Genomic DNA, 22,822 nt, shown 5'->3' on the forward strand with positions numbered 1-22,822 from the left:
ATTGAGGAAGTCGACTGCGTGATAGCGTACTAGTTTGAAATCAGGCAGTATAAGAACGGGTTTCGGCCTCAGGAATCTAGGGGTGGATTTCAGTTTTTCGAAACAGGTAGCCGTAGCCTGAGTTTTTTGCTGTTGCTCTACGATAACGGTCTTGTCTTAAGGGGTCGAGACCTTTGGAGCATTGAAACAGGAGAAACGTAATATGACGGATACTGCAGCCGGTAGCGGGCCGGAATTGCTGGTGGAGCTTACCGCAGATATTGTCGCCGCCTATGTCAGCAACCACGTTGTGCCAGTTGGTGATCTCGCCAACCTGATCTCGGACGTGCATTCGGCACTCAGCAACACGTCGACGCCGCAGACTGCAACAGCGGTCGTCGAGAAGCAGAAGCCGGCTGTGTCGGTGCGCAAATCCGTCCAGGATGAGCAGATTACCTGCCTGGAATGCGGTGGCAACTTCAAGTCGCTGAAGCGTCATTTGATGACCCATCACAGCCTTTCGCCCGAAGAATACCGCGAGAAATGGGAACTCCCTGTCGACTACCCGATGGTAGCGCCGGCCTATGCTGAAGCGCGTTCGCGCCTCGCAAAAGAAATGGGGCTTGGCCAGCGTCGCAAGCGCGGACGCGTCTGATTGTTGCCAAGGATTTAATCCTGTAGAGCCGGGCGGAAGCCCGGCTTTTGTGTTTTTGGGGGGTGAACGCATGTGGCGTCGAGCGGACGGTCAATTCTGTGTTTCGATCGAACGGAGTGCTCGGGAATGAGTGATGTGAACAAGGCCATGGTGAAACTTCTGAGGTTCCTGGCGCGGCGAGGCGCGGGAACAGGCAGCCGAGGGTTCGGCCCGGTCGCTGCACCTCGGCGATGGCTCGCCTCACATCTTTTCTGAAACTCTGCTGGTCGAGGCTGCCTCTGCCGGGCTGGTCCTCCGGGCGGGCGGGTTTGCCCGCGCGCTCCTATCTCAGGCGCGCCGCGTCACTCCGGGAGGAAGCCTTCATCGAACAGCACGGCGCAATCGGCCATGTCGTGGCTGGGCTGGACGGCGGACGGCAGTCGCTGCGGATCAACCGGGAGGAATCGCCACTTTCAAGCCTTGCGCGACTGAAGGAGAGTGGCGGGCCGTTTCTCCCGGAGGATGCGCTTGCCGCTGGGGAAAGGCTGTTTGCCGATTTCACGCGCGGCCAGCTACAGCTGCGGATCACCGCCTCTTGGGAGCCGCGTCATGCAAGCCGTGCTAGAGGAGCGCGCGGTGGCATGCCTGATCTCACCGACAGCGCCATCGCTGCGCGGGTCGCGGTCAATCGCGCGCTGGACGTAATGGGCCCGGAGCTTGCCGGCGTGGCGCTTGATGTCTGCTGCTTCATGAAGGGGCTGGAGACCGTGGAGCGTGAGCGCCAGTGGCCGGTGCGTTCCGCCAAGCTGATGTTGCGGACGGCGCTGATGGCGCTATCGCGGCGTTACAATCCACCCATGCCCGCGCGCCGGCGGCGCGTCGAACATTGGGGTGCGGAGGGCTATCGGCCCGAACTGTATTCGTGATGGGCAGGGTGGCCGCTCAGGCCACCGCGCGCACGCGCGCTTCCTCGCGGATGCGGTTGACCATCGAGCGCAGACCGTTGGCGCGCTGCGACGACAGGTGTTCGACGAGGCCGATCTTCGAAAATATGTCGAAGGCGTCGAGCACGGCGATCTCGGATGCCGTCTTGCCGGAATAGGTTGCGAGCACGATCGCCACCAGTCCGCGGACGATATGCGCGTCGGAATCGCCTTGGAAGGTCATGACGGGATTGTCCGGATCCCCCTCGGTATGCGTCACGAGCCAGACCTGGCTGGCGCAGCCCATCACTTTGTTGGCCGACGTCTTCTTGTCGTCGGGAAGGTCCGGAAGCGCCTTTCCGAGCTCGATCACATAGCGATAGCGATCTTCCCAATCGTCGAGGAAGGAAAAGTCATCGAGGATCTGCGTCAGGGACGTCATGTATTGTGGCCTTTCGTTCTCATGATTTCATATAGGTGAAACGCGGCCAGATTTGAACCATTAAAAAGAAATGCCGCGAAGGATGGGCATCCCCGCGGCGCAGCAGAAGCTGAAAATAAACAGGGCAGGCACGTCAGGCACGGGACTTTCCGCGTCATGCGGACGCCGGTGCAAGCTTGGTTGCGGGAAATCCCGCGGAATTCTCAGGTGGCGGGGCGCGGCGTTGGCAGGGGAATGGTGCCCGTCGTCACGGTGTCGGCGATGGCTTCGTCGCCGTCGTCAACCGGTGGGCGATAGGGCATCGGCTGGTTCAGCGCTGCCGTCCGTTCCTGCACCTGCGCTTCCGTATGGGACGGCGCAAGGGCTGCGACAGGAGCGATCGGCGCATTCGTTGCGCCAACGGGCTTGGCGGCGTTGACGTCGCCAAAGCGGCTGTCCAGGAGTTCGTAGGCGACACGGGCGCCTTCGCGGGCCCGGTGGCCGAGCGCCGCCATGGTCTCGGCACCCTTGACGCAGACCTCCGGCTTTTCGCCGCACATGCCGGTCACATAGTCATAGGCGCCTGTCGCCGCGACAAAGGCGTCGGAAAACTGCAATTTCGGTTGCGAACTGGTCGGGCCTTCGCCGCTGAAGAACGACAAGAGCACGAGCACAAGCCCGAACCAGAATGATCCTTTGATCAGAAACCACATCGTCGTTGCCCATCCTGTTTTTCCCGTGCGGTCTTGCTGCCGAATCGGTCCGGTCTTCCGGTGTGCTTCGACCTTAGAGCAGAGTTGCGAATACCAGTTTTCGAAACTCGTCGGCATTTGCGGCAAATTTAGCTCGAATTTTAATGAACGGAATTCGCACCACATTTCAGTCAAATTGTAGTGACCGTCGTTAAGCATGTGACGGGCCACCTCCTGTAATTGCAGGCAAACCTTGCGGCGAAGCTGCCACAAAGGTTAACAGCCGCCCGAAATGTAAGCGAAATCCGTCGCTTACCGCCCGTTAACCGTAAAAATCAAAGCCGCTTCCAGATGCCCAAAAACGGGACATTTCGCTCTTTTGGGGTGTGGAGGCGGCTTGTCCCTTATCCTTTCCTTAAGCGCCGAAGGCCTATTGTCCGCCTTGGTAAAGAGCCTTTTTCGGGCAGGTATTGCGTGCGTGTAATGAGTAAGATCGCAGAGCGGGCGGCAGCCTTCGTGGACCGGGCAGTGGAAAGCTGGCTCTCCGGGACTGGAGGGGGTACAGCCGTGCGCCAGCGCGAACTGATGATCCTGCGCCGGCTGGCGCTGCTGTCGTCGGCGGCTCTCGTTGCAGCCCCCATTGGGCTCTCCTTGGTCACCAGTCCCGCCATCGCGCTGCCTGTGGGTGTCGCGACTGTTTGCGCGGCCTTCCTGTTCTCTGCTGTGGGTAGCATTGCCCTTTCGCGCCAGAGCACGGCAACGGCTGCGGTTGCCACGCCTGTTGCCGAAGACTTCTTCATGGAGGCTACTGCCGGTCTCGCCTTCTTTCTCGACCCGCTGGGCAACGTCACCGCCGTTGGCGGCCGCGACAAGCGGGAGTATCTCGCCTGGATGCGTGATCCGACCGGCAAGGGCTTTGTCGATCAGATACACGTCTCCGACCGGATTCTCTTCCTGCAGGCACTCGACCAGCTTCGCCAGGGTGAGGCGACTGCCGCCGTCGACCTGCGGCTGGAACGCCCTTCGGTCTCCCGCGACAACAGGCAGTTTGCCTACCTGCGCATGGACATGACAGCGCGGCAGGACAGCGACGGCGTCCTCTTCAATGTGATCGCCCAGCTACGCGATGTCTCGCTGGAGCAGCAGTTGCGGCAGGAAGCGCAGAGCCGTGCCGCCGACGCCCGCTCGGCCAACGACGCAAAGTCGCGATTCCTCGCTGCCGTCAGCCACGAACTGCGCACGCCACTCAATGCCATCCTCGGCTTCTCCGACATCCTGCTCGGTGAGTATTTCGGTAAGTTCGAGAATGAACGTCAGCGGGAATATGTCGGCCTTGTCAGGGAGTCCGGCGCGCACCTGCTCTCGGTCGTCAACACCATGCTCGACATGAGCAAGATAGAAGCCGGGCGCTACGAGCTCTGCCTCGAACCCTTCGACATCGCCGCCGTCGTCCGCTCCTGCGAGGCGATGTTGGCGCTGCAGGCGAAAACCAAGGGTGTAACGCTGACGAGCCGCATTCAGCGCGGTCTCGACGAGGTCGTTGCGGATCAGCGCGCAATCCAGCAGATCCTTATCAATCTGGTCGGCAATGCCGTGAAGTTCACGGATGCGGGCGGCGCGATCTCGATCGATGCTTCGATGCGCGACGGCGTTCTGAACCTGTGCGTCAGCGATACCGGCATCGGCATTCCGGCCGACAAGCTGGAAATGCTCGGCCAACCTTTTGTCCAGATCCAGAACGACTATAGCCGCCGATTCGAAGGCACGGGTCTTGGTCTGTCTTTGGTGAAGGGCCTGGTGGCGCTGCATGGCGGCGACTTCGCAATCGCCAGCACGCCGGGCACCGGCACGATCATTACGATTTCCATTGCAGCGGATGGCTCTGGCATTCCGGCTGCGGGTACTGCCCGCAACGATCTTGTCGAGTTCCCGCCGCGACTGAAGGCAGCGCCGGCGTTCGTCGGCGTTTTGGAAGAGGGGCTTTTCGATGGCCGCGAGCAAGCGAAAATCGCCTAAGGGAAGAAGGGGTCGGCAGAAGAGGCCGAGCCTGCTTCTCACCGGCGCAACCGTCGTCGGCGGATTGGGGCTGCAGGGCGCAAGCGCGCTCGGCGGCGTGATCGGCCGCAACCCGTCGGTCGCCGGCGGCACCGCGGCCTTCCTTGTCATCTTCAGCTTCGTTGCCGCCAACGCGCTCTGGTATCAGCCGGGCGCGCATCCGCACCCGTTCTTGCGCACGCGCGACGCGCTTTTCCCGAACGTACTTGGCGGCCGCCCGGCCACCGAGGAGCACAGCGGCAACGTCACGACCTTCAAAATCGAACGGCAGGACGAGGCCGACGCCACGCAAACGAATGCGACGCCACCGGCCGCACCCGGTGGTCAGCGACCGAGCCAGATTGTCATGGACATCCAGACCGAGCTGGTGCGGCGCGGCCTCTATAACGGCACGCCGGATGGAGTGATCGGTCCGCGCACCAGTGCGGCGATCCTCTTCTTCGAAGAGACGGTGGGCATGCCGCAGACGGGCGAGGCGACGCCCGATGTGCTGGCAGCGCTCAGGACGGACTCAATCGGCCCCTCGGCCGTACCGCTGGAAAAACCGCCCGAGGATGTGACCTCGAAGGCATCCGCCGAGGATCCGGTCGCGGCCGCCATCCGCAGCGCCGAAAAGACCGTCAAGACCGCGCCGACACCGGTAAAGAAAGCCGCACCGTCCGCGGAGTTGTCGACCGTTGATCTCGTCCTGAAGATCCAGAAGGGTCTCAGCAACATGGCCTACGCCAACGTCGGGGTCGACGGCGTGCCGGGCGAACAGACCCGCACCGCCATCCGTCATTTCCAGAAGCACTACAACCTTCCCGAGAACGGCGAGCCCAGCGAGGCCGTTCTGAAGAAGCTCAAGGAAATCGGCGCGCTCTGAAGGTTGCCGCAATGGCGACACGATTATAACGCGAATATCGGGCGGTGAACAACGTCAGTCGCCCGGAGCGGTTCAGGTGCATATTGCTGTTTATCTTCAAGCGCTTGTCGTCGCCTTTGTTCACAGGACTCCGTTTCAACGGAAGATATGAGAGTTGTTGAGATCAAAGTGCGTTACGCTGTGGTCCTCGACGGTGCCGAACCGTTCTCCGCCGAAGTCACCTGCCAAACGGATCGCGAGTGCGACCTGGTCGACAAAAGGCATCCCGGTATCAAGGTGACGATTTTTCGCGCGCATCGCGGTGGGGATAGCCGGCTCAAGGCGTACTGTTCTCCACGCGATTGCGTGCTCCCCGGAGAAGCCGAAGATCAATTTGAGACGGGGCGACAGATTGTTGAGGTTCGAGTTGTCGGAAGGTCGCGACCCAGGGAATTTGGCAGTCCTTCTCCCAAGAATGGCGATGGGGCGGGTCTTCCCGTCGATTCACCGGGCAGCCGCAATATTGCCGCCGCCGGTTTGTCTGCTATAGCTCGCCGATGAGATTACGCACCGACATCTTCGTTTCCGCCCTGCTGCGTCGGGTTTTCGCCAAGGGTGACTTTGCCGCCGTTGAGGCGAAAGGCGCCGACGAGGCGGGCGCCGTTTTCATCCGCCAGCATTTCCGCGATGGTCTGGAGACGCTCTACGGCCCTGCGCCGCAAAGCCTGTTCGACGGGGAGACGAGCGGCGAGCGCCTGTTCGAGCGGCGTCTGACGCGGGAAGAGCCTGTCAAGGTCAGGGAACTGCTTGAGCGTGAACGGAAGTTTGACCCTGACCTCTGGATTGTCGAGCTGGAAGCCGATGATCTCGGCGGTATCGTTCCGCTTGCCAATGAGCGCGAAAACCCGCTGTAGGCAGGATCAGCGCGTGCGGCCGATGATGCGCCGGTCTCGCGCGGGCGGCACCTCGTGGGCAGAGTGAACTGTCTCGGTTTCCTCGGGCAGATAGGTGTAATTGTCCGCGCGGCGCCAGGCTTCGACGCGGGCATTGCACTCTTCCGGATCGAGCCCGTCCAGGACCATCCATGCGCGCGTAACGCCGTGCTGCGGTTCCGCGAGGTGAGGATAGAGCTTTTCGAGCACGAAGACGGCGTCGAGGAAATCCATGCCTACACTGATCAGAGTGGTTGCCAGCTGCTGCCCGGAGATATCGAGCATGATCCGCTCGGCAAGCCAGCGGCTTGCGGAAAGCCCGTCGGCAAGTGCCTTCGCAAAGAGTGCGGCCTCGCGGTTGCGGGCGAAGCGAACGAGAAGGGCGGCCTGGATCGGCGACAGGTTGCGCAGCCCAAGGCGATCGGCTTCCGGACAGCTGACATGCCGCGCCAGTTCCCGGATCCTGTTGCGCATTTCCTCTTCGTTGGTGCGGCGTGCGGCAGCTTCGACCTCCTCGAGGGAAGTGGAAGCCGGTGGTTCTGGCGACACCGTATTGGGCGCCTCGACGTCGACCGGCGCCGCCAGCCGCTGCTCGGCCTGGCGCAGCCCGACCAGAGCGTCGATGACCCGCGGCGAGAGGGCATTCCGGCTGACGATCGCCTTCATGTGCGCGCTACCCTGTGTGCGCGCGATCGTGACCAGGGTTTCATCGTCGATCGCCGGCGAAGAGGTGAGGAAGGGTGCCGCAATGTCGATCGGCTGGCATCCGACGAAGAGCGCCACCGCCGCCGGAATCTGTGCGCATTGGGAAAGGGCAGCGACAGCCTGCCGCCGCGCTTCATCGGAGGATGCCTGGAACAGCGGCGTGAAGAGTTCGGCGAATTGGCGCAGCTCGGAGCGGGTCGGCGGTTGCAATCCCTCGAAGCTGCTGACAGTCGCCATGAGAACCACGTCCTTCTTCCGGCTGGCGGATGGGGCCTCTAGGTCTCGGAACCGGTCACGCACAAGAACACACCCTGGAAACGCAAAAAAAGGGATGCCGCGGGACTGGACGCGGAGGGACGCCCCTTACCCCACTTAGGTTATGAACAAATCCTACATGGGCAGGGTTAATGCTTGCTAAAGACTTTATTCGGTTTGTGCCGAAAGGACCCACCGCCCGACGACCGCGGAATTGCGTCCGAGACTAAAGCCCCTTGTGTTCGCGCAATGCCGCCAAAAGCCTTTCGGCGTTATTGTTTCCACATTGGTAGAGGTCGAGGGCCGCGGAAGCTGCCAGTTGCGCCTTGGGGCTCTTGATGTCGATCCGCTTTTCCGCACACCAAGCATCGAGCGCATGGCGAAGCACATCAAGGTCCTCGGGGGAGAATGTCGAACCGATAAACAAAGACATTTCAGCCCCTCCCTTATCCGCGGTGAACGGAACGGCGTCAGCCGGCCGACCTCTAACCCTAGCCAATTATACAACCATACCGGTATTACTAAAGACCGCAATTGATATTTTTGTGACAGGAATCGATCGCATCGGGGTATGATTGGCCTCGCCGACACAACCTCCATTAAGTATATGAATTAATGCTAATATCATTGCGACGTTGTGGACTGAATCTTCTTGTGAGACGTTTGAAACCAAAAGACGATGCCGCGCGTTTATAGGGTGTCGTAGAAGAAGCTAATGTTCACGCATGAAATTAACGATCTGTTAACCGTCATATGTCTCAATTCGGATATGAACACGGCGGTCGAGTGCTTCGGTCGTCCGGTTTCACATCACGGTATTTCGAACAGGTGCCGTGAGAAAGGCGCGGATGCCTCGGAGCCCGGTATCAGGCTCTAAAGGACGCGCTGGCTCGCACAGGCGGGCAGGGTGAGATTGCGCAGTTCATCCGTCTCGGGCCGTGCATGGAGACGAGAATGGCAATAGTCGTCGCATTGGCGGACCGTCTGTCTCAGACGCGACGCCGCAAAGGCAAAAAACCAGTCGAAGCGCAGATCCTGCTTTTCACCGGCGTGCGTTACGAGCGCCTGACGGAAAGCGCGAAGCGTTCCACCGGACATCGCGTTTCGCGAGCCAAGAAATAGATAGAGTGGTTCAATTCGAGGAGCCGGCATACTCGTCGCAGCCGGCCTCCGCGAGGAAGTTTCGTGCGGCCGCGTCAAAGCTCGCCTGGGGCGCCAATGTCCTCAGCACCGCATAGCCCTGCGACCGCGTGCTTTCCACGAGAATGGTCTTCTGCAGATCCGGCGGCAACGCCTTGCGAAGTTCCGTCAGCTGGATCGGCGTTCCAATCAGAATATCCAGCGCACCGCCGACCGACGTCCTGTCATTCATGCTGAAGACTTCGTTCGAGGCCTCGTCGTAGAGCGCGGTCGACCAGAACGGCACATTGCCCTTTGCAGTCAGGCGGACCGGATTTTCCTCGATGTCGAACGCGCAGACCGCGGTGCGAACAAAAGGATCGTCGTTGGAAAGCCCTGCCGCGTCATCGGTGGCCCCAAGCAGGTAGAACTTGTCAAGATCGCCCTCGGACGCGACACGCGTCGCGGCATCCCTGCCGGTAAAGTGCGGCAACGACAGGATGATCACGAGATGCAGCAGCGCCGCCCCGAAAAGTCCCGCAAGGATGGCAAAGAGGATCCTAAGCATTCCCGCATCCGGTTTTCTGCAGCTTCGGCATCGCAAGGTCGATAACGCCGGAGCTGCCTGCCGTCGGGGTATCGAACAGGGTCAGGACGAGCTGGAAGGTGCCGGCCGCCGGCAGCGCCAGCCAGTTTCCCGGCCGCGCCTGCGCGGAAATGTCGATCGAGAAGCTGCTGTCGACCCGCCGCAGTACCGTCCAGGAATTCATCGCGCCGGGAAGCCCCGGCCGCAGCGAGGCCGGGTTGCCGCTGTTGTCCGCGGTAAACAGCGTCCAGATGCGGGCAGGCGGCGTCTGTCCCGTGATGCGATAGTTGCAGGTGGCATTCAGCCGGTCGCCCGCATCATCGACCTTGGCGGTGAACATCAGGCCTTCGGCGTTTCCGTAGAGCAGGCGTCCGGCCCGCGCCCTGTGCGATTTCGCATAAGGGTCGGCACTTTCCGTTTGCAGTTCGGGGAAGGCTTCCCAGGCGCCGAGCTTGATCGCGCCGAAGCCGGCCGTCGCATTGAGCGCGTAGAGCGAAATCATGATCCCGCCGCCAAAGGCGATAATCAGAGTCATCGCGATGAAGAGAGGAAACCGAAACACTATGCGCCCTTGAGAAACAAATCAGTTGAAAGGGTTACCACTGATTCTAGTTGGGCGGAATGGTGCAGGCGATTACGGGTAGCATATACCGGCCGGAACGGGCAACAGAATCTCTCCGCAGATTTCTGCGACAAGCGCCTTCCGAGTGTCTGAATTCATCCGCCGTGGGGCCAAGTTACGACCATGACTTAGCTCCGAGATAAGAACATAACCGCTTGCGGACATTCCGGCCGTTTTCGGCGGCTCAAAGCGGTCATTTTTGCTTTGCGAGGTAGTCTAGCTCGTTCCCTTATCCCTGAAAGCTCGGCTGGATATCGAGATCGAGTTTTCGCAAGGGTCCTTAGCATTGGCAAACTTATAAACCCTCAGCGATGTGGATCGGGCCAAAGGTTAGGCCGTCTCGTGCGCATTGCAGGCAGAACGCTTCTAGGTCCCCAATGTCGAAAACCAACTTAACAATAGATTGGCCGCGTCGCCGACCCCTTGCAGCAGGATGGAGCATGATTATTCCGCCTCCATTGGGCGAAACTAGCTCCACAATGCGATCACCGGGCTCCCTGTTTGCCTTAAAGCCAAAAAATCTTTCGTAGAATCGAGCCGTTACCTCCACGTTGCTTGCGTAAATGATCAATCGGTTGAACATCGTCATTCAACGTCCATCAGTTTTTCGTAATTGTACGTGATATCAACGTTGCGCTGCATGGCAAACAGATCACCTCCACTTCAAGATTAGACCACCTGAACCAGTCATTTCAGAGTCCAGCCAGAGCTTCTGGCAACCGGCAGCGCGAAGATCGCCAGGATCGTCGCGCGCATGCCAGCCCCAAACTTGGGCGTGTATCGATCTTCTACCGGTTTGTATGTCGGTGGCTCACCGAAAGAGTTGGAACTGACCGTCTCCAGCTTTTCATGGCGAGTCGTCGATTCGAAATCCGACCTTCATCACGACCTGATAGTGCGCTACTGCGCCATTCTTGATATGACCTCGGATTTGATCGACTTCGAACCATTCGAGATTTCGCATCGTCTTCGAGGCTCGCGCGATGGCGGTCTCGATCGCCTCGGTGACCGACACCTTCGAACTCCCAATGAGTTCCACCTTTTTATAAACGTGATCGCTCATCCTATCCTCCTATTCGGTGCAGGCTATGGTTTGCTTCCTGGTATTTCTCGCCACCCTCGTGACTAAGGACGATAAGGTCCCGGCGGATTTGCAACGAAGTCTAGATCATAACGTACGACTTCATTCGAGCGAGTCTCGATAATACTCAGCTTTGCGGGGAGCCGCCGAACGTCGGCCTGCATAGTGATCATGTGCGGCGTGCGTCGATGGGATGCGTGTGTCTCGGCATCGCGAAAGCCTTCGATCAGAACTACCACGTCCTCGTCATCCTTATACCGATGATACTCGAAGAATACGCAGCCCAGCTCATTGCGCGTGGCTGCTGCCTGGCTCATCGCCTGTCATGGCGCTGACCGCTGTGAAGCACCTTCGCCGGAATACGGGCGCCGGCCGGTCCTGCGCGGGTGGATTAGCACAGCCCCGGTCTTCCGCTCGTGACAGAAGCGAACGCGTCCATCGTTTTAAGCTTCTCCAACACAGACGGTAGCCCGATTCGGGCTACCCGTCGTCTTGAGCGGGCTCGACTAATTGCCCGGCTTGTTTTTGATCGCTGCCTCGATCTGCCTCTTCACGGCGTCCAGGTTGAAGGAGGCCGGATCCTGCATCGGCGGATAGTCAATCGCCGTGAGGGCCAGCTTCCCGACCTCCTGCTGAACGCTGACGAACCGCCAGAACTCGCGCGCAAAGAAGTCGTTCATGTAGCCTCCACCGAGATCATTGAGGCTTTCCTGGCCAATCGATGGCGTCCGCTCGAATGGATCCTGACGGATATTGACCATCGTGGGCATGTCCGTCGTTACCTTTCCGCCGGGCCAGCCCTGCGGCTGTTGGAAGAACTGGAACTTGAAGTTATCGATGCGGACTGCCCCCAAAGAAGGGCCGCCGAAGTAGAAAAATTCATGCCGTGCGGATGGTGATTTGCCCAGCAGCAAGTCCAACTGATTGTAGCCATCAAGATGGTTCTTGTAGGTCTTGTCGCCGACCTTTGCGCCCTTGAGCAACTGGTCGGTGATGTCTGGATTGCCAGCCGCCGCCGCAAGCGTCGGGAACCAATCAAGAGCCGAGAAAATGCCGTTCTCGACCGTTCCCGGCTTGACCTTGCCCGACCAGCGGATGATGGCCGGTGCGCGGAAGCCTCCCTCCATCACTGTGCCCTTGGTGCCCTTGAATGGCGTCATGCCACCGTCGGGCCACGTAAACACTTCCGCCCCATTGTCGGTCGTGAAAATGACGATGGTGTTGTCGGTTTCGCCTGCATCTTCGACGCATTTCATGAGAGCACCAACGCTGTCATCAAGCTGCGCCACGCCCGCTTCCTCAAGGCCATAGTTGGTGTCGCTGTTCATGAGGGCTTGGTATTTGGGCGACAGAAAAGTCCAGACGTGCATGCGCGTCGTATTGTGCCAGACGAAAAACGGTTTCCCGTCGGTCTTGGCTTTGTCCATGAAGTCGCACGAGGCCTTGACCAGCACTTCGTCGAACGTGCCCATGTCGTACTTGGCCTTGGGTGTGACGTCGTGCATGTTCGGTACGTTGGACATGTCGGGATACGGTGCGAGCGGCCCCTCGTCCACGATCCGCTGCTTGCCGACCTTGCCCCAACGGGGCTGCTCGCTTGTGTCGTCCGTGTCCGTTGCAAAGCTGTGGACCAAATTGCGCGGACCAAACTTATCTCGGTACGATTGGTCATTCGGGAACGAATACCAATAGGGGTCTGACATCGCATCGAGGTGATAGAGGTAGCCAAAGAATTCATCGAAGCCATGCAGGGTCGGCAGATACTTGTTCAAATCGCCAAGATGGTTCTTGCCGAACTGGCCAGTGGCGTATCCCTCTGCCTTCAACACGGCGGCCAGGGTTGCCGCCTTATCAGGCATGCCGACATCGGCGCCCGCCTGACCGACGGTCGTCAGACCGGTGCGCAACGGAATCTCTCCGGTGATGAAGCTCGCCCGGCCTGCTGTGCAACTCGCCTCCGCATAGTAGTCGGTGAACATCATGCCCTCGGACGCCAGCCTGTCGAGGTTCGGCGTCTTCCCGGACATGATGCCCCGGTGATAGGCACCGATGTTGAACCAACCAACATCGTCACCCATGATGACAAGGATGTTGGGTTTTGACTGAGGCTGCTGCGCGACGGCCGGTGCACCCAGTGTGGTCGCGCAGGCGGAAGCCAGCAGACCAAAGCAAAGGCTTCTCGTACTACTCATGATTGATACCCTCCGTTCACTCGAACTAATCGCGATTGTCTTCTCACAGCATAAGGGTACCCACCTCATGTCTGCGACGATCTGAGTTTGCGAAACTGCGCGGCACGGCGCCGCCACAGCGGGATATGCTGAGTTATGTGAATGTAGCTTTGATTACTCGCCATAGGGTGACGAGAGGCGTACCCGCCATCGAAGCGTCAATGGCTAGCGATAAAATGCTCGCTCTGGCGTCTGCCTCAATGTTGGCAGCCGTCCTAGACGCGAATATCGCACATCTTTACTTTCACCGCCAGATTGAAAGGCGTTGTCGCGCCGCCCGAGTGATCGGAGCTTACTACGTGGGACTTTCACGATAGTGCCGAGGCCACACTAGGCCGCGGGCGCAAAGTTGTCGTCCGGGGTCGTCCGGGTAGCGACTAAGTTGATGCCACTTGACGGTCCTAGTCGGCGCTTGCCACCTTCTGCGCGGCAAGTGGCGGGGCTGCCTTCAGCGCCTGTCCAAGGTCCTTGAGAATGCGTGTGGACTCGACCGAGAGCATCCGCGGGCGAACGAGGGGAGGCGGGCTGCCTTCCTCCGGCTTGGCGGTAACGGTCTTCACCGTCTTGTCGGGCGGCAGCGGCTGCGTGCCGGGGATCTGGCGGAGCGTGATGCCCTGGTGGGCGTAGTCCATGGCGCGCTTGAAGGTCATGGCCGGCAGCGAGCCGCCGGTCATCTTGTTGGTCGAGGTGTAGTCGTCGTTGCCGAACCAGACGGCGGCAGTGTAGTTGCCGGTGTAGCCGATGAACCAGGCGTCGCGATAGGCTTGCGTCGTGCCCGTCTTGCCGGCCGTCAGGATGTTGTTGTCGAGGGCTGCCTTGCGCGCAGTGCCGACATAGGGAACGCGCGACAGCATCTGGTTCATGTAGGTATCGGCCTTCTCGGAGAGCACCCGCTTGGCGGGCGGCTCGTCACGGTCGAAGTCGTAGAGGACGTCGCCGCCGTAATCGAGGACCTGCGTGATACCGTGACGGCGCGACTGGTAGCCGCCCGCTGGGAAGACGGCATAGGCGGTTGCCTGGTCGAGCACGGTCACTTCAGAGGTGCCGATCGGGATCGTCACGTCGTCGCGCACCGGTGATTCGACGCCGAGATTCTTCGCCATGGCGCGGATCGGCTGGATGCCGAGCTTCTCCTTGGCAAGCCGCACCGGGATGGTGTTGATCGACTGGGCAATGGCGGTCGCGATGGTGACACGGCCGGCATATTTGTTGGCGTAGTTATGCGGGCTCCAGTTGCCCCAGTAGATCGGCGCATCGACGACGATGGTGTCGGGTGTCATGCCGTTCTCCATCGCCACCGAATAAGTGTAGACCTTGAAGGACGAGCCAGGCTGGCGCAGCGCCCTGGTGGCGCGGTTGAACTGGCTTTCACCGTAGTCCCTGCCACCGACCATTGCCCGCACCGCACCGCCGTTTTCGATCACGACCATCGCGCCTTGCTTGGCGTGATAGCTTTCGCCATATTCGCGTAGCGACGTTTCGACGGAATCTTCGGCGGCACTCTGCAGCCCCATGTCGATCGTGGTCCGGACGACGAGCGAATGCTGATGGAAGCGCGGTGACAGCCGCATCACCTCATCAAAGGCCCAATCGAGGAAGAAATCGGGCGATCCCACCTGGTTGCGGTCGACAACCGTGGCCGGATTGCGCCGGGCGGCGATCACCTGTCCCTCGGTCATCAGGCCGCTCTGCACGAGATTGGTCAGCACCTCATTGGCGCGACCGCGCGCCGCCGGCAGGTTGACGTGCGGCGCATACTTCGCCGGCGCCTTGAACAGGCCGGCCAGCATGGCAGACTCGGCCAGATTGACGTCGGTGATGCTCTTGCCGAAATAGAACTGTGCCGCTGCAGCAGCACCAAAGGTGCCGCCGCCCATATAAGCACGGTCGAGGTAGGTGGAGAGAATTTCCTTCTTGGAGAGGTTGGCTTCGAGCCACAAGGCCAGGAAGGCTTCCGTAATCTTTCGGTCGATCGAGCGTTCGTTGGAGAGGAACAGGTTCTTGGCGAGCTGCTGCGTCAGCGTCGAGCCGCCCTGGACGACTTCGCCGGCCTGGGCGTTGGTGACCACCGCGCGGAAGAGGCCGATGACGTCGATGCCGAAGTGGTCGAAGAAACGCCGGTCCTCGGTTGCCAGCACCGATTTGATCAGGGCGTCAGGCAGTTCATCGATCGGCACGGAATTCTGGTGGATGACGCCGCGATGGCCGATGACGTTGCCGTAGCGATCAAGGAATGTGACGGCGTAGTCGCCGCGATTGCGCCAATCTTCCTTGGTAGCCTCGAAGGCAGGCTGGGCAAGGGTCAGCATCAGGACGGCGCCGACGACGCCGAGCGTCAGGCCTTCGCCGCCAAGTTCGAAGACGATCCGCTTCCAACCGCGGACGCGGAAGCGGCGAAAGAAGATGGTGATGTCTTCCCAGATTTCGGCCGAGCGAAAACCGGCGTTCCAGATGGTCGAATCGATCCACGAGTCGATCTTCAGCAGCAGGTGGCGTTGCTTGCGCGGCCGTTTTTCTGGATTGTCCGGATCCGTCACGTCTTATATTCCCGCCCGATCAGTTCGACGCCGGACGAACCTGACGCCGGACTATGGTAAATCTGCCGACAGTGCCCCGGAGTAACCGGAGCTTGGTGAATCATTGGTTGATTTGCCTGACAAGGACAAGAGAAATGGAAGCTCTCACGCGATTTTGCGCGGAGCTGTTGCAAGAACGGAATGATGGAACAAACACCCTTCTGGAAGACGAAGACGCTCGCCGAGATGACGACGACGGAATGGGAGAGCGTATGCGACGGCTGCGGCCTCTGTTGTCTCAACAAGCTCGAGGAGTGGGATAGCGGCGACATCTACTTCACGTCGATCCGCTGCAAGCTGCTCGACGATGAGAGCTGTCGCTGTTCCTCCTACGAGAATCGCCGGGATTTTGTGCCCGACTGCGTCCAGCTCACCAAGGAAAACGTCGACGAGATCGCCTGGCTGCCGCCGACCTGCGGCTACCGGCTGATCAACGAGGGGCGCGACCTCTACTGGTGGCATCCGCTGGTGTCAGGCGATCCCGAGACGGTGCATGCGGCTGGCATTTCGGCGCGCGGCCGGACGATCAACGAGACCGAAGTCGATGTCGACGACTTCGAGGATTACGTGGTGGATTGGCCGCTGACGGTCGGCGACGAGGCGCAGGCGCAAGAGCCGGAGACGGCCAAGTAGTGCCGGCCTAGGCGACTGACCTAAGAAACTGCGTGAGCTCGCCCCGCACATAGTCTTCGATCGAGCCCTGCGGCTCGAAACCCCACCAGAGCAGGCAGCCCTGCCACTGCGAGAGCATCAGCCGCCCGAGGGGCGTTCTGCCTTGGACGTGAAGGCACCGGTCGAGCGCTGCGGCCAGTGTCTTGCCCCAGGCAGCCCCACGAGCGCGCAAGGCCGGATCGCGCAGATCCTCCCTCAACAGCAGCAGGCCCTCCGCATAGGAGGCGGCATCGCAGCCGTAGTCCTTCGAAAGGCCAGCGAGCAGGTCAATGGCGCCCGCGGGCGTCGTCGGAACGGACCGGATCAGCCGGGCCGTTTCCATGTCCAGCCGGTCCCAAGCGCGCAGCAGGCAGGTCCGCAGCATCGCCGCCTTGGTGCCGAACCGCTGCACGAGCGTCGAGCCTGAAAGACCGCTGATCTTCGCCACCGCGCCGAAGCTTGCCGCATCCGGGCCTTCCGCATGGATGAGCCCCAGCACCATGTCGAGAAGCTGTTCGTCCGAAAGCGTGCGGGGGCGCGGCATGAAATTTCCTCTTGCGTTCGCAATGAATATGAACGAACGTTCGTTTATATTCAAGTGGAGCAATCAGAACCGACCCAGGCCGGTTCCAGCATGGAGGAGAAGCTAATGACAGCAGCCCTTTCGGGAAAGATTGCCCTTGTTGCCGGCGGCACACGCGGCGCCGGTCGCGGCATTGCGGTGGAGCTCGGCGCTGCCGGCGCCACGGTCTACGTTACCGGCCGCACGACGCGGGCGGAGCAATCGGAATACGGCCGCCCTGAGACGATCGAGGAGACCGCCGAGATGGTCACGGCAGCTGGCGGCGAGGGGATCGCCGTTCGTGTCGATCATACGGTGCCTGGCGAGGTCGAGGCGTTGGTCGGCCGGATCCGCCGCGAGCAAGGCCGGCTCGACATCCTGGTCAACGATATCTGGGGCGGCGAGCATCTGACGGAATGGAACAAGCCGGTCTGGGAGCATTCGCTGGAGAAGGGGCTGCACATGCTACGGCTGGCGATTGATACCCACCTGATCACCGCGCATTATGCGCTGGCGCTGATGATCGAGCGTCCCGGCGGGCTGCTCGTCGAACTGACCGATGGCACCGCCGAGTACAACGCCACCCACTACCGCCTTTGCCCCTACTATGACCTCGTCAAGACGGGCGTCATCCGCATGACCTGGGCGCATGCAAAGGATCTTGCGCCGCATGGCGCGACCGCCGTTGCGCTGACACCTGGCTGGATGCGCTCGGAAATGATGCTCGATAACTACAGCGTGCGGGAGGAGAACTGGCGCGATGCGACGGCGGTGCAGCCGCACTTCGTCATCTCCGAGACGCCGCGCTTCACCGGCCGGGCGGTCGCCGCACTCGCCGCCGATCCCGGGCGCGCCCGCTGGAACGGCCAGTCGCTGTCGAGCGGCGGGCTCGCCAAGGTCTACGGCTTCGACGACGTGGACGGCTCGCGGCCGGATTGCTGGCGCTACATGGACGAGGTGATGGACGCGGGCAAGACCGCCGACGCCACCGGTTATCGCTAGATCGAACTAGCCGGACGGGATGATAACAAACTGTCTTTGCAGCGTTTTTGGCGCGGCGTTCTGCCATGCCTTGCGCACGAGATCCTGCACCAGTTCGTCGGTCGCCTTGCCGTAGAAGAGCCGGGTCGAGCCGCGCAGTCCCCAACCGCCCGGCACCGCGGCCGTATCATGAGGCGCCACCGCCAGCGTCATGTGCTGCTGGTCGGGTGTCAGGCGGACGACGCAGTAGTCCTGATCCGGCATCGTTAGGAATATCTTGCTGCGCACGCGAAAATCGCGCGTGCCGTGGTGCGCGCTCTCGACCGCCTCCGGCAGGCTGAGCGCAAAGGAAATGAGCTCTTCCTGGTTCATGGCGATAAAATTAGCACATGCTGATGGGCGCGGACCAATCAGAAAAACTCAAGCAGCAGCGGGTGTCGGAAAATCTTCACAAAATAGGAAAATAATCCTCTGTGACGTGACGCGGCAAAGCTCGCGCGGGCCGACCTGAAGGCTGGGACAGATGCCATGTCGCTGATCGTGCGCACGCTGAAGAAAGCCGATCAGTTGCAGCGACAGATCGCGCGCGATCGCGAGCTGGCCGCGGAAGAGAACGATGCTGCGATGGGACTTGAAGATGCGAAGAACCGGTTTCTTGAGCGCATCGACGAGCTGGCGGAACATCGGACGCGGCAGCTCCTTGTCGAATGGAACCTTACGGGCCCTCCCGGTCAGGGTGGCACCGTTGCCGCCGCCGCCCCGGTGCCGCTGCTGAAGGGATTGATTGCCGATGCCGGCACGCGGCTGACGCGGATCAGCACACTCGCCAATGCCAGCAATCTGGCGTCTGGCTTCATCGATGCACTGGCCAATCGCTACGGCGTGGCCGAGATCAACCAGGGTGGCGACATGGTGGCATCGATGCTGAAGAGCATCGACGAGAGCCTGCCGGCCTCGACCGCGCGCGCGACGCGCGGTAAATATCTCAGGGCCGAACCGGTCGCGGCACTCACGAGCAGGGGGCGTGTCGCCCATGCCGGGAGCTTTGTCGCGCTCGAGGACCAGATGTGCGACTTCGGCCCGGACGGGCTTTCATTCGGCCGTTCGCCCGACCGGCTGGATGCGCTGGTCTGGGCGTTGACGGCACTAATGCTGGAGGGACATCGAGAACCCCGGGTGAGGGTGTCTGAAGGACTAGCGTTGAGGTTGCGGTTGTGCCGGACGCGGCGGCTGCTGCTCCGGGCGAACCTGACGCCACTCGTTTTCGAGCTGGTCGACGACATGCTGGGGAATGGTCGGCTGATTGCTATTGGCCGGCTGCTGCATGCTCTCCTCCGAGTGCTGGATTTAACGGTGAGTTAATCACTGGCACGGCTTAAACTACGTGTAAATCAGGCGCTTAAACACTTTAAACGATTGAATTAAATTTAATCGATTGAGGCGCAGAGCGCCGTACCACTTTTTGAGGCTGACATCATGGTTATCCACATCGACAGGCCCTTCTTCTTCGACACGGTGCGCGACGCACTGTTCAAGGGGACGCTTAATCAGCCGCAGGTGGAGGGCATGACGGCAATTCTCGATTTTTGGGAGGCGCGGATGGCGGAGGCCGATCCGCGCTGGCTCGCCTACATCATGGCGACCGCCTATCACGAGACGGCCTATACGATGCAGCCGGTACGCGAGACGCTGGCGACGACCGATGCCCGGGCGATCGAGATCTTGGAGTATGCCTATGCGGGCGGCAAGCTCTCCTGGGTGAAGACGCCCTACTGGCGGCCGGACGAGGACGGCAAGTGCTGGCTTGGCCGCGGGCTGGTGCAGCTCACCCACAAGCGCAACTACGAGGCCATGAGCCTGTTGACCGGCATTGATCTGGTGGCCGAGCCCGACCGCGCGATGGAGATGGAGGCGGCCGTTTCGATCCTGATCGAGGGCATGGTGCAGGGCTCCTTTGCCAATCACAAGCTCGCCGACCACCTGAACGAGACGACCGACGACTGGGTCAATGCGCGCCGCATCGTCAACGGCACGGATCGGGCGGAGACGCTGGCCGGCTACGGCAAGACCTTCCTTGCGGCCATCCGCCGCGAACAGTCGGCAGGCCCGCTTGCGCGGTTGAAGGCCTGGCTCCTGCGTGCTATCGCGCGGGTCTTCGGCTAGATCCTCATAGGAGTTCCGCGTGATCCGCCACATCGTCTTCTTTACAGCGCCTGCGGACCAACTGGAAAAGGTGCGCGCCGGCCTGTCGATCCTGACGGCGATCCCGCACGCCCGCCTGCTGGAGATTGGCACCAACATCAAGACCGACCAGCTCGGCACCGAGGTCGATTTGGTGGTCTACGGCGAATTCGACGACGAGGCGGCGCTTGCCGCCTACAAGGCGCATCCCGATTATCAGCGTTCCATCGACCTCGTGCGCCCGATCCGCGAAATGCGGACGGCGGCGGATTACGAGAGCGATGCGGCGGTAAAGCAGCCGCTGGGGTGAAATTGACTTTCCAGCGCGGGTGATCGATCAGCCGTGATACTTTGCGACCGACACTTGAAGCTGCGTTCCGCCGGGAAGGAGCTTGTTCAACCGTGCAAACGTGGCTGCCCTCAATTCCTGTTTGGAGTGATAGCGGCCTGCCAGCGGATGCGTTCCCATGACGGTCCAGTCAACGTCTTCTGAAGCCAATGAATTGTTGACGGCGATCATGCACGTCTGACCGGGATAGCGAACTTCTCGGCATGGTCGGCGAGGACGGTATCCGCGGCTGCAGACGGCTCGGAAGCTCCCTTGCGTCCTGATCAGCGAGATCATCAGCAACGACTATTTGACCTCGATGGAGGCCAGTGAGGAGCATCTGTTCGCTCTTGAAATCTGGATCGACGCCGGGCGACGAAAGCAGGTGCAGCTGGTGGCTGTGCGTCTCCATGCGCTGCTGCAGGATGCGGCGATCGATCTTGGCTCGCATCACCTCGTCAGCCTGTTGCATTCTGAGGACACAGAGCCGCCGCGAACCGAAGACGAAGCTTTATGTCGCCGAGTTGCGCTTCCGGGCCGTGATGGAGCCGGTTGTCGCTGCAATCTCGCAGTAGTGGCTTCGCGATCTACTCTTCGAAGCGGCTGGTGGCGTCCCGATCGCGCTCGTAGTGTCTCGACAGCGGAAAGGGTGGCAGCCAGGACTCGCGGCGGACGGTCCAGAGTTCGTAGGTTGGTTTCAACTGGTTGGGAGCGTCGAGCGATCCGAGGTTCACTTCGACTTCATCTGCGGAGCGTCCGAAAGCCGGGGAGCCGCAGCGGGGACAGAAGAACCGCCCTTCATAGTCACGTGTTTCGCCTTCGACCGTCACCGCATCCTGAGGAAAGATCGCGGATGCGTGAAAAAGCGCCCCGTGATGCTTGCGGCAGTCGAGGCAATGACAAATGCCGACCCGATAGGGACGCCCAGATGCCACAAGTCGGACGTTGCCGCAGCGGCAACCGCCAGTGAACCGGTCCATGTTGCTTCTCCTCCAAGATCAAACGGCGGACTGTTTACACCGAAGATAGGAAGACGACTTCAAATTTCTCGCCCATTGCCGAACGCGCAGCAGCGTTCATCTCGCTCAAGTCTGCGCGCATAGCCTGGTTGCCGCCTTGACCTGTGCAGCGAGCATAAGCACGAAGCCGAGCGACACGACCGCGAGCGCGGCGCATGTCGCGATCGCGGTTCCGGCGCCGGCGCGATCGCGGATCGCCGTGAAGACGACGGGCGCGATGGCGTTGGCGAGGTTTTGCGGCAGCGACAGGCGGGCGGATTGCAATCCGAATTCGCGCTGCGAGAAGAGGGCGAGTGGCAGCAGTGCGCGGGCGACGGTCATGACACCGGAGCCGACGCCATAGAGCAGGATGAAACTGATCAGCAGCGGCGTCGAGGGCGGTATCACCAGCATCATCAGGAAGCTTGATACCATCAGGGTCGCGCCCATCGCGGCGCTGAGGATCGGATTGCCGTGGCGGCCGAGGAGCATATCCACGAAGCGGGCGGAAATGCCGATCACGCCACGAGCCGAACCGAGCTGCAATGCCAGCGCCGGTGAGGCGCCGGACTGCCGGAGTATTTCGAGCAGCGATGGCGATACGCCGAAGGTGACGAAGGTCGAGATCGTCGTAGCCGCAGCAATCAGCAAGAAGGCCTTGCGTTGTCCCGAGGGGGAGAGCGGTACCGGCGCTTCCTGCGCGGTGGTGCCATCCGCAGCAAAGGCTATAGGCTTCGGCAGGGCGAAAAGATGCAGTGGCAGGCAAACGAAAAACTGTAGCGCCGCGCAGACCAGAAACGTCATGCGCCAGCCGACGGTAGCGTTGAGCAGGCTGAGGATCGGCCAGAAGATTGCACTCGAAAGGCCGGTGAACAGCATGAGGATGGCGATCACCCGTTTGCTGTCAGGTCCGGCGCGCTCGACGACGGCGGTATAGGCCGGGGCGGAAAGACCGAAGGCACCGCCGGTGCCGATGGCAATCCAGGCAAGCACATAGAGAATGATGCCCTGCGCGGTAGCTAACAGCAGCAGGCCGATCGTGAAGGTGATCGAAGCGACGGCGAGCACCCGTGCGGCTCCATGTCGGTTCAGCATACGACCGGTCGTAGGCCCGGACAGGGCGCTGACGATCATCATGATGCTCAGCCCCGCGAAGATCACCTCGTTCGGCAATCCGAGATCGGGCGCGACGACGCGGCCCATGACGCCGAGCATGTCGAAGCTGGTGCCCCAGCCGATCAGCTGTGTGACGGCAAGGACGGCAACCGTCTGCGCTGAGCGCAGGGCGATGGATCGAGACATGGGCGGGCTTTGGGGCGAATGGGACAGGGGCGAGGGAGGTCGTAGCAGCTTCGCCGACAGGTTGAAAGTGACAAGTGGATGACCCCAACGGGCGCCGACGGGGCCTGTTATCTCGGCCGGAGCTGTCGCTCAAGAGTTTGATCGCCGGTCGCAGCGTCGAGCAC

The 22,822-nt window shown here is 61.0% G+C and carries 27 protein-coding genes and 2 pseudogenes; 12 read left to right on the forward strand and 17 right to left on the reverse strand.

Annotated features, from left to right (window positions below):
* The first annotated feature begins 202 nt into the window (after positions 1-202).
* Together FHT71_RS18520 and FHT71_RS18525 are read left to right on the forward strand one after the other, a co-directional pair.
* Positions 203-634 (forward strand): MucR family transcriptional regulator, encoded by a 432-nt coding sequence (locus FHT71_RS18520; protein WP_007801148.1) that lies wholly within the window; start codon positions 203-205, stop codon positions 632-634.
* 308 nt (positions 635-942) lie between these two features.
* Positions 943-1,539, forward strand: coding sequence for a DUF6456 domain-containing protein (locus tag FHT71_RS18525; protein WP_183721330.1), 597 nt, complete (start codon positions 943-945; stop codon positions 1,537-1,539).
* 16 nt (positions 1,540-1,555) lie between these two features.
* Here the strand turns inward: FHT71_RS18525 and FHT71_RS18530 are convergent, their stop codons facing one another.
* Together FHT71_RS18530 and FHT71_RS18535 are read right to left on the reverse strand one after the other, a co-directional pair.
* On the reverse strand, positions 1,556-1,978 hold the full coding sequence (locus FHT71_RS18530) for a SufE family protein (RefSeq protein ID WP_132592084.1): 423 nt from the start codon (positions 1,976-1,978) through the stop codon (positions 1,556-1,558).
* 203 nt (positions 1,979-2,181) lie between these two features.
* Entirely contained in the window at positions 2,182-2,670 is a 489-nt protein-coding gene (locus FHT71_RS18535; RefSeq protein ID WP_132592082.1) for a DUF5330 domain-containing protein, read from the reverse strand.
* 462 nt (positions 2,671-3,132) lie between these two features.
* Between FHT71_RS18535 and FHT71_RS18540 the strand changes: the two genes are divergently transcribed.
* Positions 3,133-4,665, forward strand: coding sequence for a HAMP domain-containing sensor histidine kinase (locus FHT71_RS18540; protein WP_183721333.1), 1,533 nt, complete (start codon positions 3,133-3,135; stop codon positions 4,663-4,665).
* Positions 4,637-5,569, forward strand: coding sequence for a peptidoglycan-binding domain-containing protein (locus FHT71_RS18545; RefSeq protein WP_132592078.1), 933 nt, complete (start codon positions 4,637-4,639; stop codon positions 5,567-5,569). Before FHT71_RS18540 ends, FHT71_RS18545 begins: the two co-directional genes overlap by 29 nt.
* A gap of 135 nt (positions 5,570-5,704) precedes the next feature.
* Here the strand turns inward: FHT71_RS18545 and FHT71_RS32175 are convergent, their stop codons facing one another.
* On the reverse strand, positions 5,705-5,833 hold the full coding sequence (locus FHT71_RS32175) for a hypothetical protein (RefSeq protein WP_281412168.1): 129 nt from the start codon (positions 5,831-5,833) through the stop codon (positions 5,705-5,707).
* A gap of 272 nt (positions 5,834-6,105) precedes the next feature.
* On the opposite strand from FHT71_RS32175, the gene FHT71_RS18550 reads away from it, so the two are divergent.
* A complete protein-coding gene (locus tag FHT71_RS18550) occupies positions 6,106-6,462 on the forward strand; it encodes a DUF1491 family protein (protein ID WP_007801167.1) in 357 nt (118 codons plus the stop codon).
* 6 nt (positions 6,463-6,468) lie between these two features.
* Here FHT71_RS18550 and FHT71_RS18555 read toward each other — a convergent pair whose 3' ends face one another.
* Together FHT71_RS18555 and FHT71_RS18560 are read right to left on the reverse strand one after the other, a co-directional pair.
* A complete protein-coding gene (locus FHT71_RS18555) occupies positions 6,469-7,485 on the reverse strand; it encodes a DUF2336 domain-containing protein (RefSeq protein ID WP_183721336.1) in 1,017 nt (338 codons plus the stop codon).
* Positions 7,486-7,666: 181 nt separating this feature from the next.
* The gene (locus FHT71_RS18560) at positions 7,667-7,873 is read right to left on the reverse strand and encodes a hypothetical protein (protein WP_132592072.1); all 207 of its coding nucleotides are present in this window, start codon (positions 7,871-7,873) and stop codon (positions 7,667-7,669) included.
* Between the two features lie 521 nt (positions 7,874-8,394).
* On the opposite strand from FHT71_RS18560, the gene FHT71_RS18565 reads away from it, so the two are divergent.
* Entirely contained in the window at positions 8,395-8,562 is a 168-nt protein-coding gene (locus tag FHT71_RS18565; protein WP_183721338.1) for a hypothetical protein, read from the forward strand.
* 10 nt (positions 8,563-8,572) lie between these two features.
* Here FHT71_RS18565 and FHT71_RS18570 read toward each other — a convergent pair whose 3' ends face one another.
* From FHT71_RS18570 to FHT71_RS18595, 7 genes and pseudogenes are all read right to left on the reverse strand, one after another.
* The gene (locus tag FHT71_RS18570; RefSeq protein ID WP_007801174.1) at positions 8,573-9,127 is read right to left on the reverse strand and encodes a hypothetical protein; all 555 of its coding nucleotides are present in this window, start codon (positions 9,125-9,127) and stop codon (positions 8,573-8,575) included.
* Positions 9,120-9,707: a DUF1214 domain-containing protein gene (locus FHT71_RS18575; RefSeq protein ID WP_132592070.1), complete on the reverse strand. Its 588-nt coding sequence runs from the start codon at positions 9,705-9,707 to the stop codon at positions 9,120-9,122. Before FHT71_RS18575 ends, FHT71_RS18570 begins: the two co-directional genes overlap by 8 nt.
* 276 nt (positions 9,708-9,983) lie before the next feature.
* A pseudogene (locus FHT71_RS31770) lies at positions 9,984-10,350 on the reverse strand (VOC family protein).
* A gap of 264 nt (positions 10,351-10,614) precedes the next feature.
* Entirely contained in the window at positions 10,615-10,830 is a 216-nt protein-coding gene (locus tag FHT71_RS18580) for a dodecin (protein ID WP_132592068.1), read from the reverse strand.
* A gap of 62 nt (positions 10,831-10,892) precedes the next feature.
* The gene (locus FHT71_RS18585) at positions 10,893-11,165 is read right to left on the reverse strand and encodes an antibiotic biosynthesis monooxygenase (protein ID WP_132592066.1); all 273 of its coding nucleotides are present in this window, start codon (positions 11,163-11,165) and stop codon (positions 10,893-10,895) included.
* Positions 11,166-11,354: 189 nt separating this feature from the next.
* Positions 11,355-13,040: an arylsulfatase gene (locus FHT71_RS18590; RefSeq protein ID WP_132592064.1), complete on the reverse strand. Its 1,686-nt coding sequence runs from the start codon at positions 13,038-13,040 to the stop codon at positions 11,355-11,357.
* A gap of 440 nt (positions 13,041-13,480) precedes the next feature.
* Positions 13,481-15,616, reverse strand: a complete 2,136-nt coding sequence (locus FHT71_RS18595; RefSeq protein ID WP_132592062.1) for a transglycosylase domain-containing protein — start codon at positions 15,614-15,616, stop codon at positions 13,481-13,483.
* A 183-nt stretch (positions 15,617-15,799) separates the two neighbouring features.
* Here FHT71_RS18595 and FHT71_RS18600 point away from each other — a divergent pair, with 183 nt between their 5' ends.
* Positions 15,800-16,288, forward strand: coding sequence for a YcgN family cysteine cluster protein (locus FHT71_RS18600; protein WP_165933141.1), 489 nt, complete (start codon positions 15,800-15,802; stop codon positions 16,286-16,288).
* Between the two features lie 7 nt (positions 16,289-16,295).
* Here FHT71_RS18600 and FHT71_RS18605 read toward each other — a convergent pair whose 3' ends face one another.
* Positions 16,296-16,850, reverse strand: coding sequence for a TetR family transcriptional regulator (locus tag FHT71_RS18605; protein WP_132592058.1), 555 nt, complete (start codon positions 16,848-16,850; stop codon positions 16,296-16,298).
* A 105-nt stretch (positions 16,851-16,955) separates the two neighbouring features.
* Here FHT71_RS18605 and FHT71_RS18610 point away from each other — a divergent pair, with 105 nt between their 5' ends.
* The gene (locus FHT71_RS18610) at positions 16,956-17,870 is read left to right on the forward strand and encodes an SDR family oxidoreductase (RefSeq protein ID WP_007801189.1); all 915 of its coding nucleotides are present in this window, start codon (positions 16,956-16,958) and stop codon (positions 17,868-17,870) included.
* 6 nt (positions 17,871-17,876) lie between these two features.
* On the opposite strand, the gene FHT71_RS18615 is transcribed toward FHT71_RS18610, so the two are convergent.
* A complete protein-coding gene (locus tag FHT71_RS18615) occupies positions 17,877-18,221 on the reverse strand; it encodes an MmcQ/YjbR family DNA-binding protein (protein ID WP_007801191.1) in 345 nt (114 codons plus the stop codon).
* 510 nt (positions 18,222-18,731) lie between these two features.
* On the opposite strand from FHT71_RS18615, the pseudogene FHT71_RS18620 reads away from it, so the two are divergent.
* The 3 genes and pseudogenes from FHT71_RS18620 to FHT71_RS18630 all read left to right on the forward strand — a co-directional run.
* Positions 18,732-19,031: pseudogene (locus tag FHT71_RS18620) on the forward strand (DNA-packaging protein); the annotation flags it as partial.
* Positions 19,032-19,325: 294 nt separating this feature from the next.
* On the forward strand, positions 19,326-20,012 hold the full coding sequence (locus FHT71_RS18625) for a hypothetical protein (protein ID WP_132592056.1): 687 nt from the start codon (positions 19,326-19,328) through the stop codon (positions 20,010-20,012).
* 19 nt (positions 20,013-20,031) lie between these two features.
* Positions 20,032-20,340: a Dabb family protein gene (locus tag FHT71_RS18630; protein WP_007801197.1), complete on the forward strand. Its 309-nt coding sequence runs from the start codon at positions 20,032-20,034 to the stop codon at positions 20,338-20,340.
* Between the two features lie 27 nt (positions 20,341-20,367).
* On the opposite strand, the gene FHT71_RS18635 is transcribed toward FHT71_RS18630, so the two are convergent.
* Entirely contained in the window at positions 20,368-20,550 is a 183-nt protein-coding gene (locus tag FHT71_RS18635) for a hypothetical protein (RefSeq protein WP_245505505.1), read from the reverse strand.
* Positions 20,551-20,798: 248 nt separating this feature from the next.
* On the opposite strand from FHT71_RS18635, the gene FHT71_RS32180 reads away from it, so the two are divergent.
* On the forward strand, positions 20,799-20,933 hold the full coding sequence (locus FHT71_RS32180) for a hypothetical protein (RefSeq protein ID WP_281040978.1): 135 nt from the start codon (positions 20,799-20,801) through the stop codon (positions 20,931-20,933).
* A 12-nt stretch (positions 20,934-20,945) separates the two neighbouring features.
* Here FHT71_RS32180 and FHT71_RS18645 read toward each other — a convergent pair whose 3' ends face one another.
* Both FHT71_RS18645 and FHT71_RS18650 read right to left on the reverse strand, forming a co-directional pair.
* On the reverse strand, positions 20,946-21,338 hold the full coding sequence (locus FHT71_RS18645; protein ID WP_007801203.1) for a GFA family protein: 393 nt from the start codon (positions 21,336-21,338) through the stop codon (positions 20,946-20,948).
* A gap of 105 nt (positions 21,339-21,443) precedes the next feature.
* Positions 21,444-22,658, reverse strand: a complete 1,215-nt coding sequence (locus tag FHT71_RS18650; protein WP_183721342.1) for an MFS transporter — start codon at positions 22,656-22,658, stop codon at positions 21,444-21,446.
* Positions 22,659-22,822: the final 164 nt, after the last annotated feature.

The organism is Rhizobium sp. BK060, assembly GCF_014193145.1.
In the GTDB taxonomy this organism is placed as follows: Bacteria; Pseudomonadota; Alphaproteobacteria; order Rhizobiales; family Rhizobiaceae; genus Rhizobium.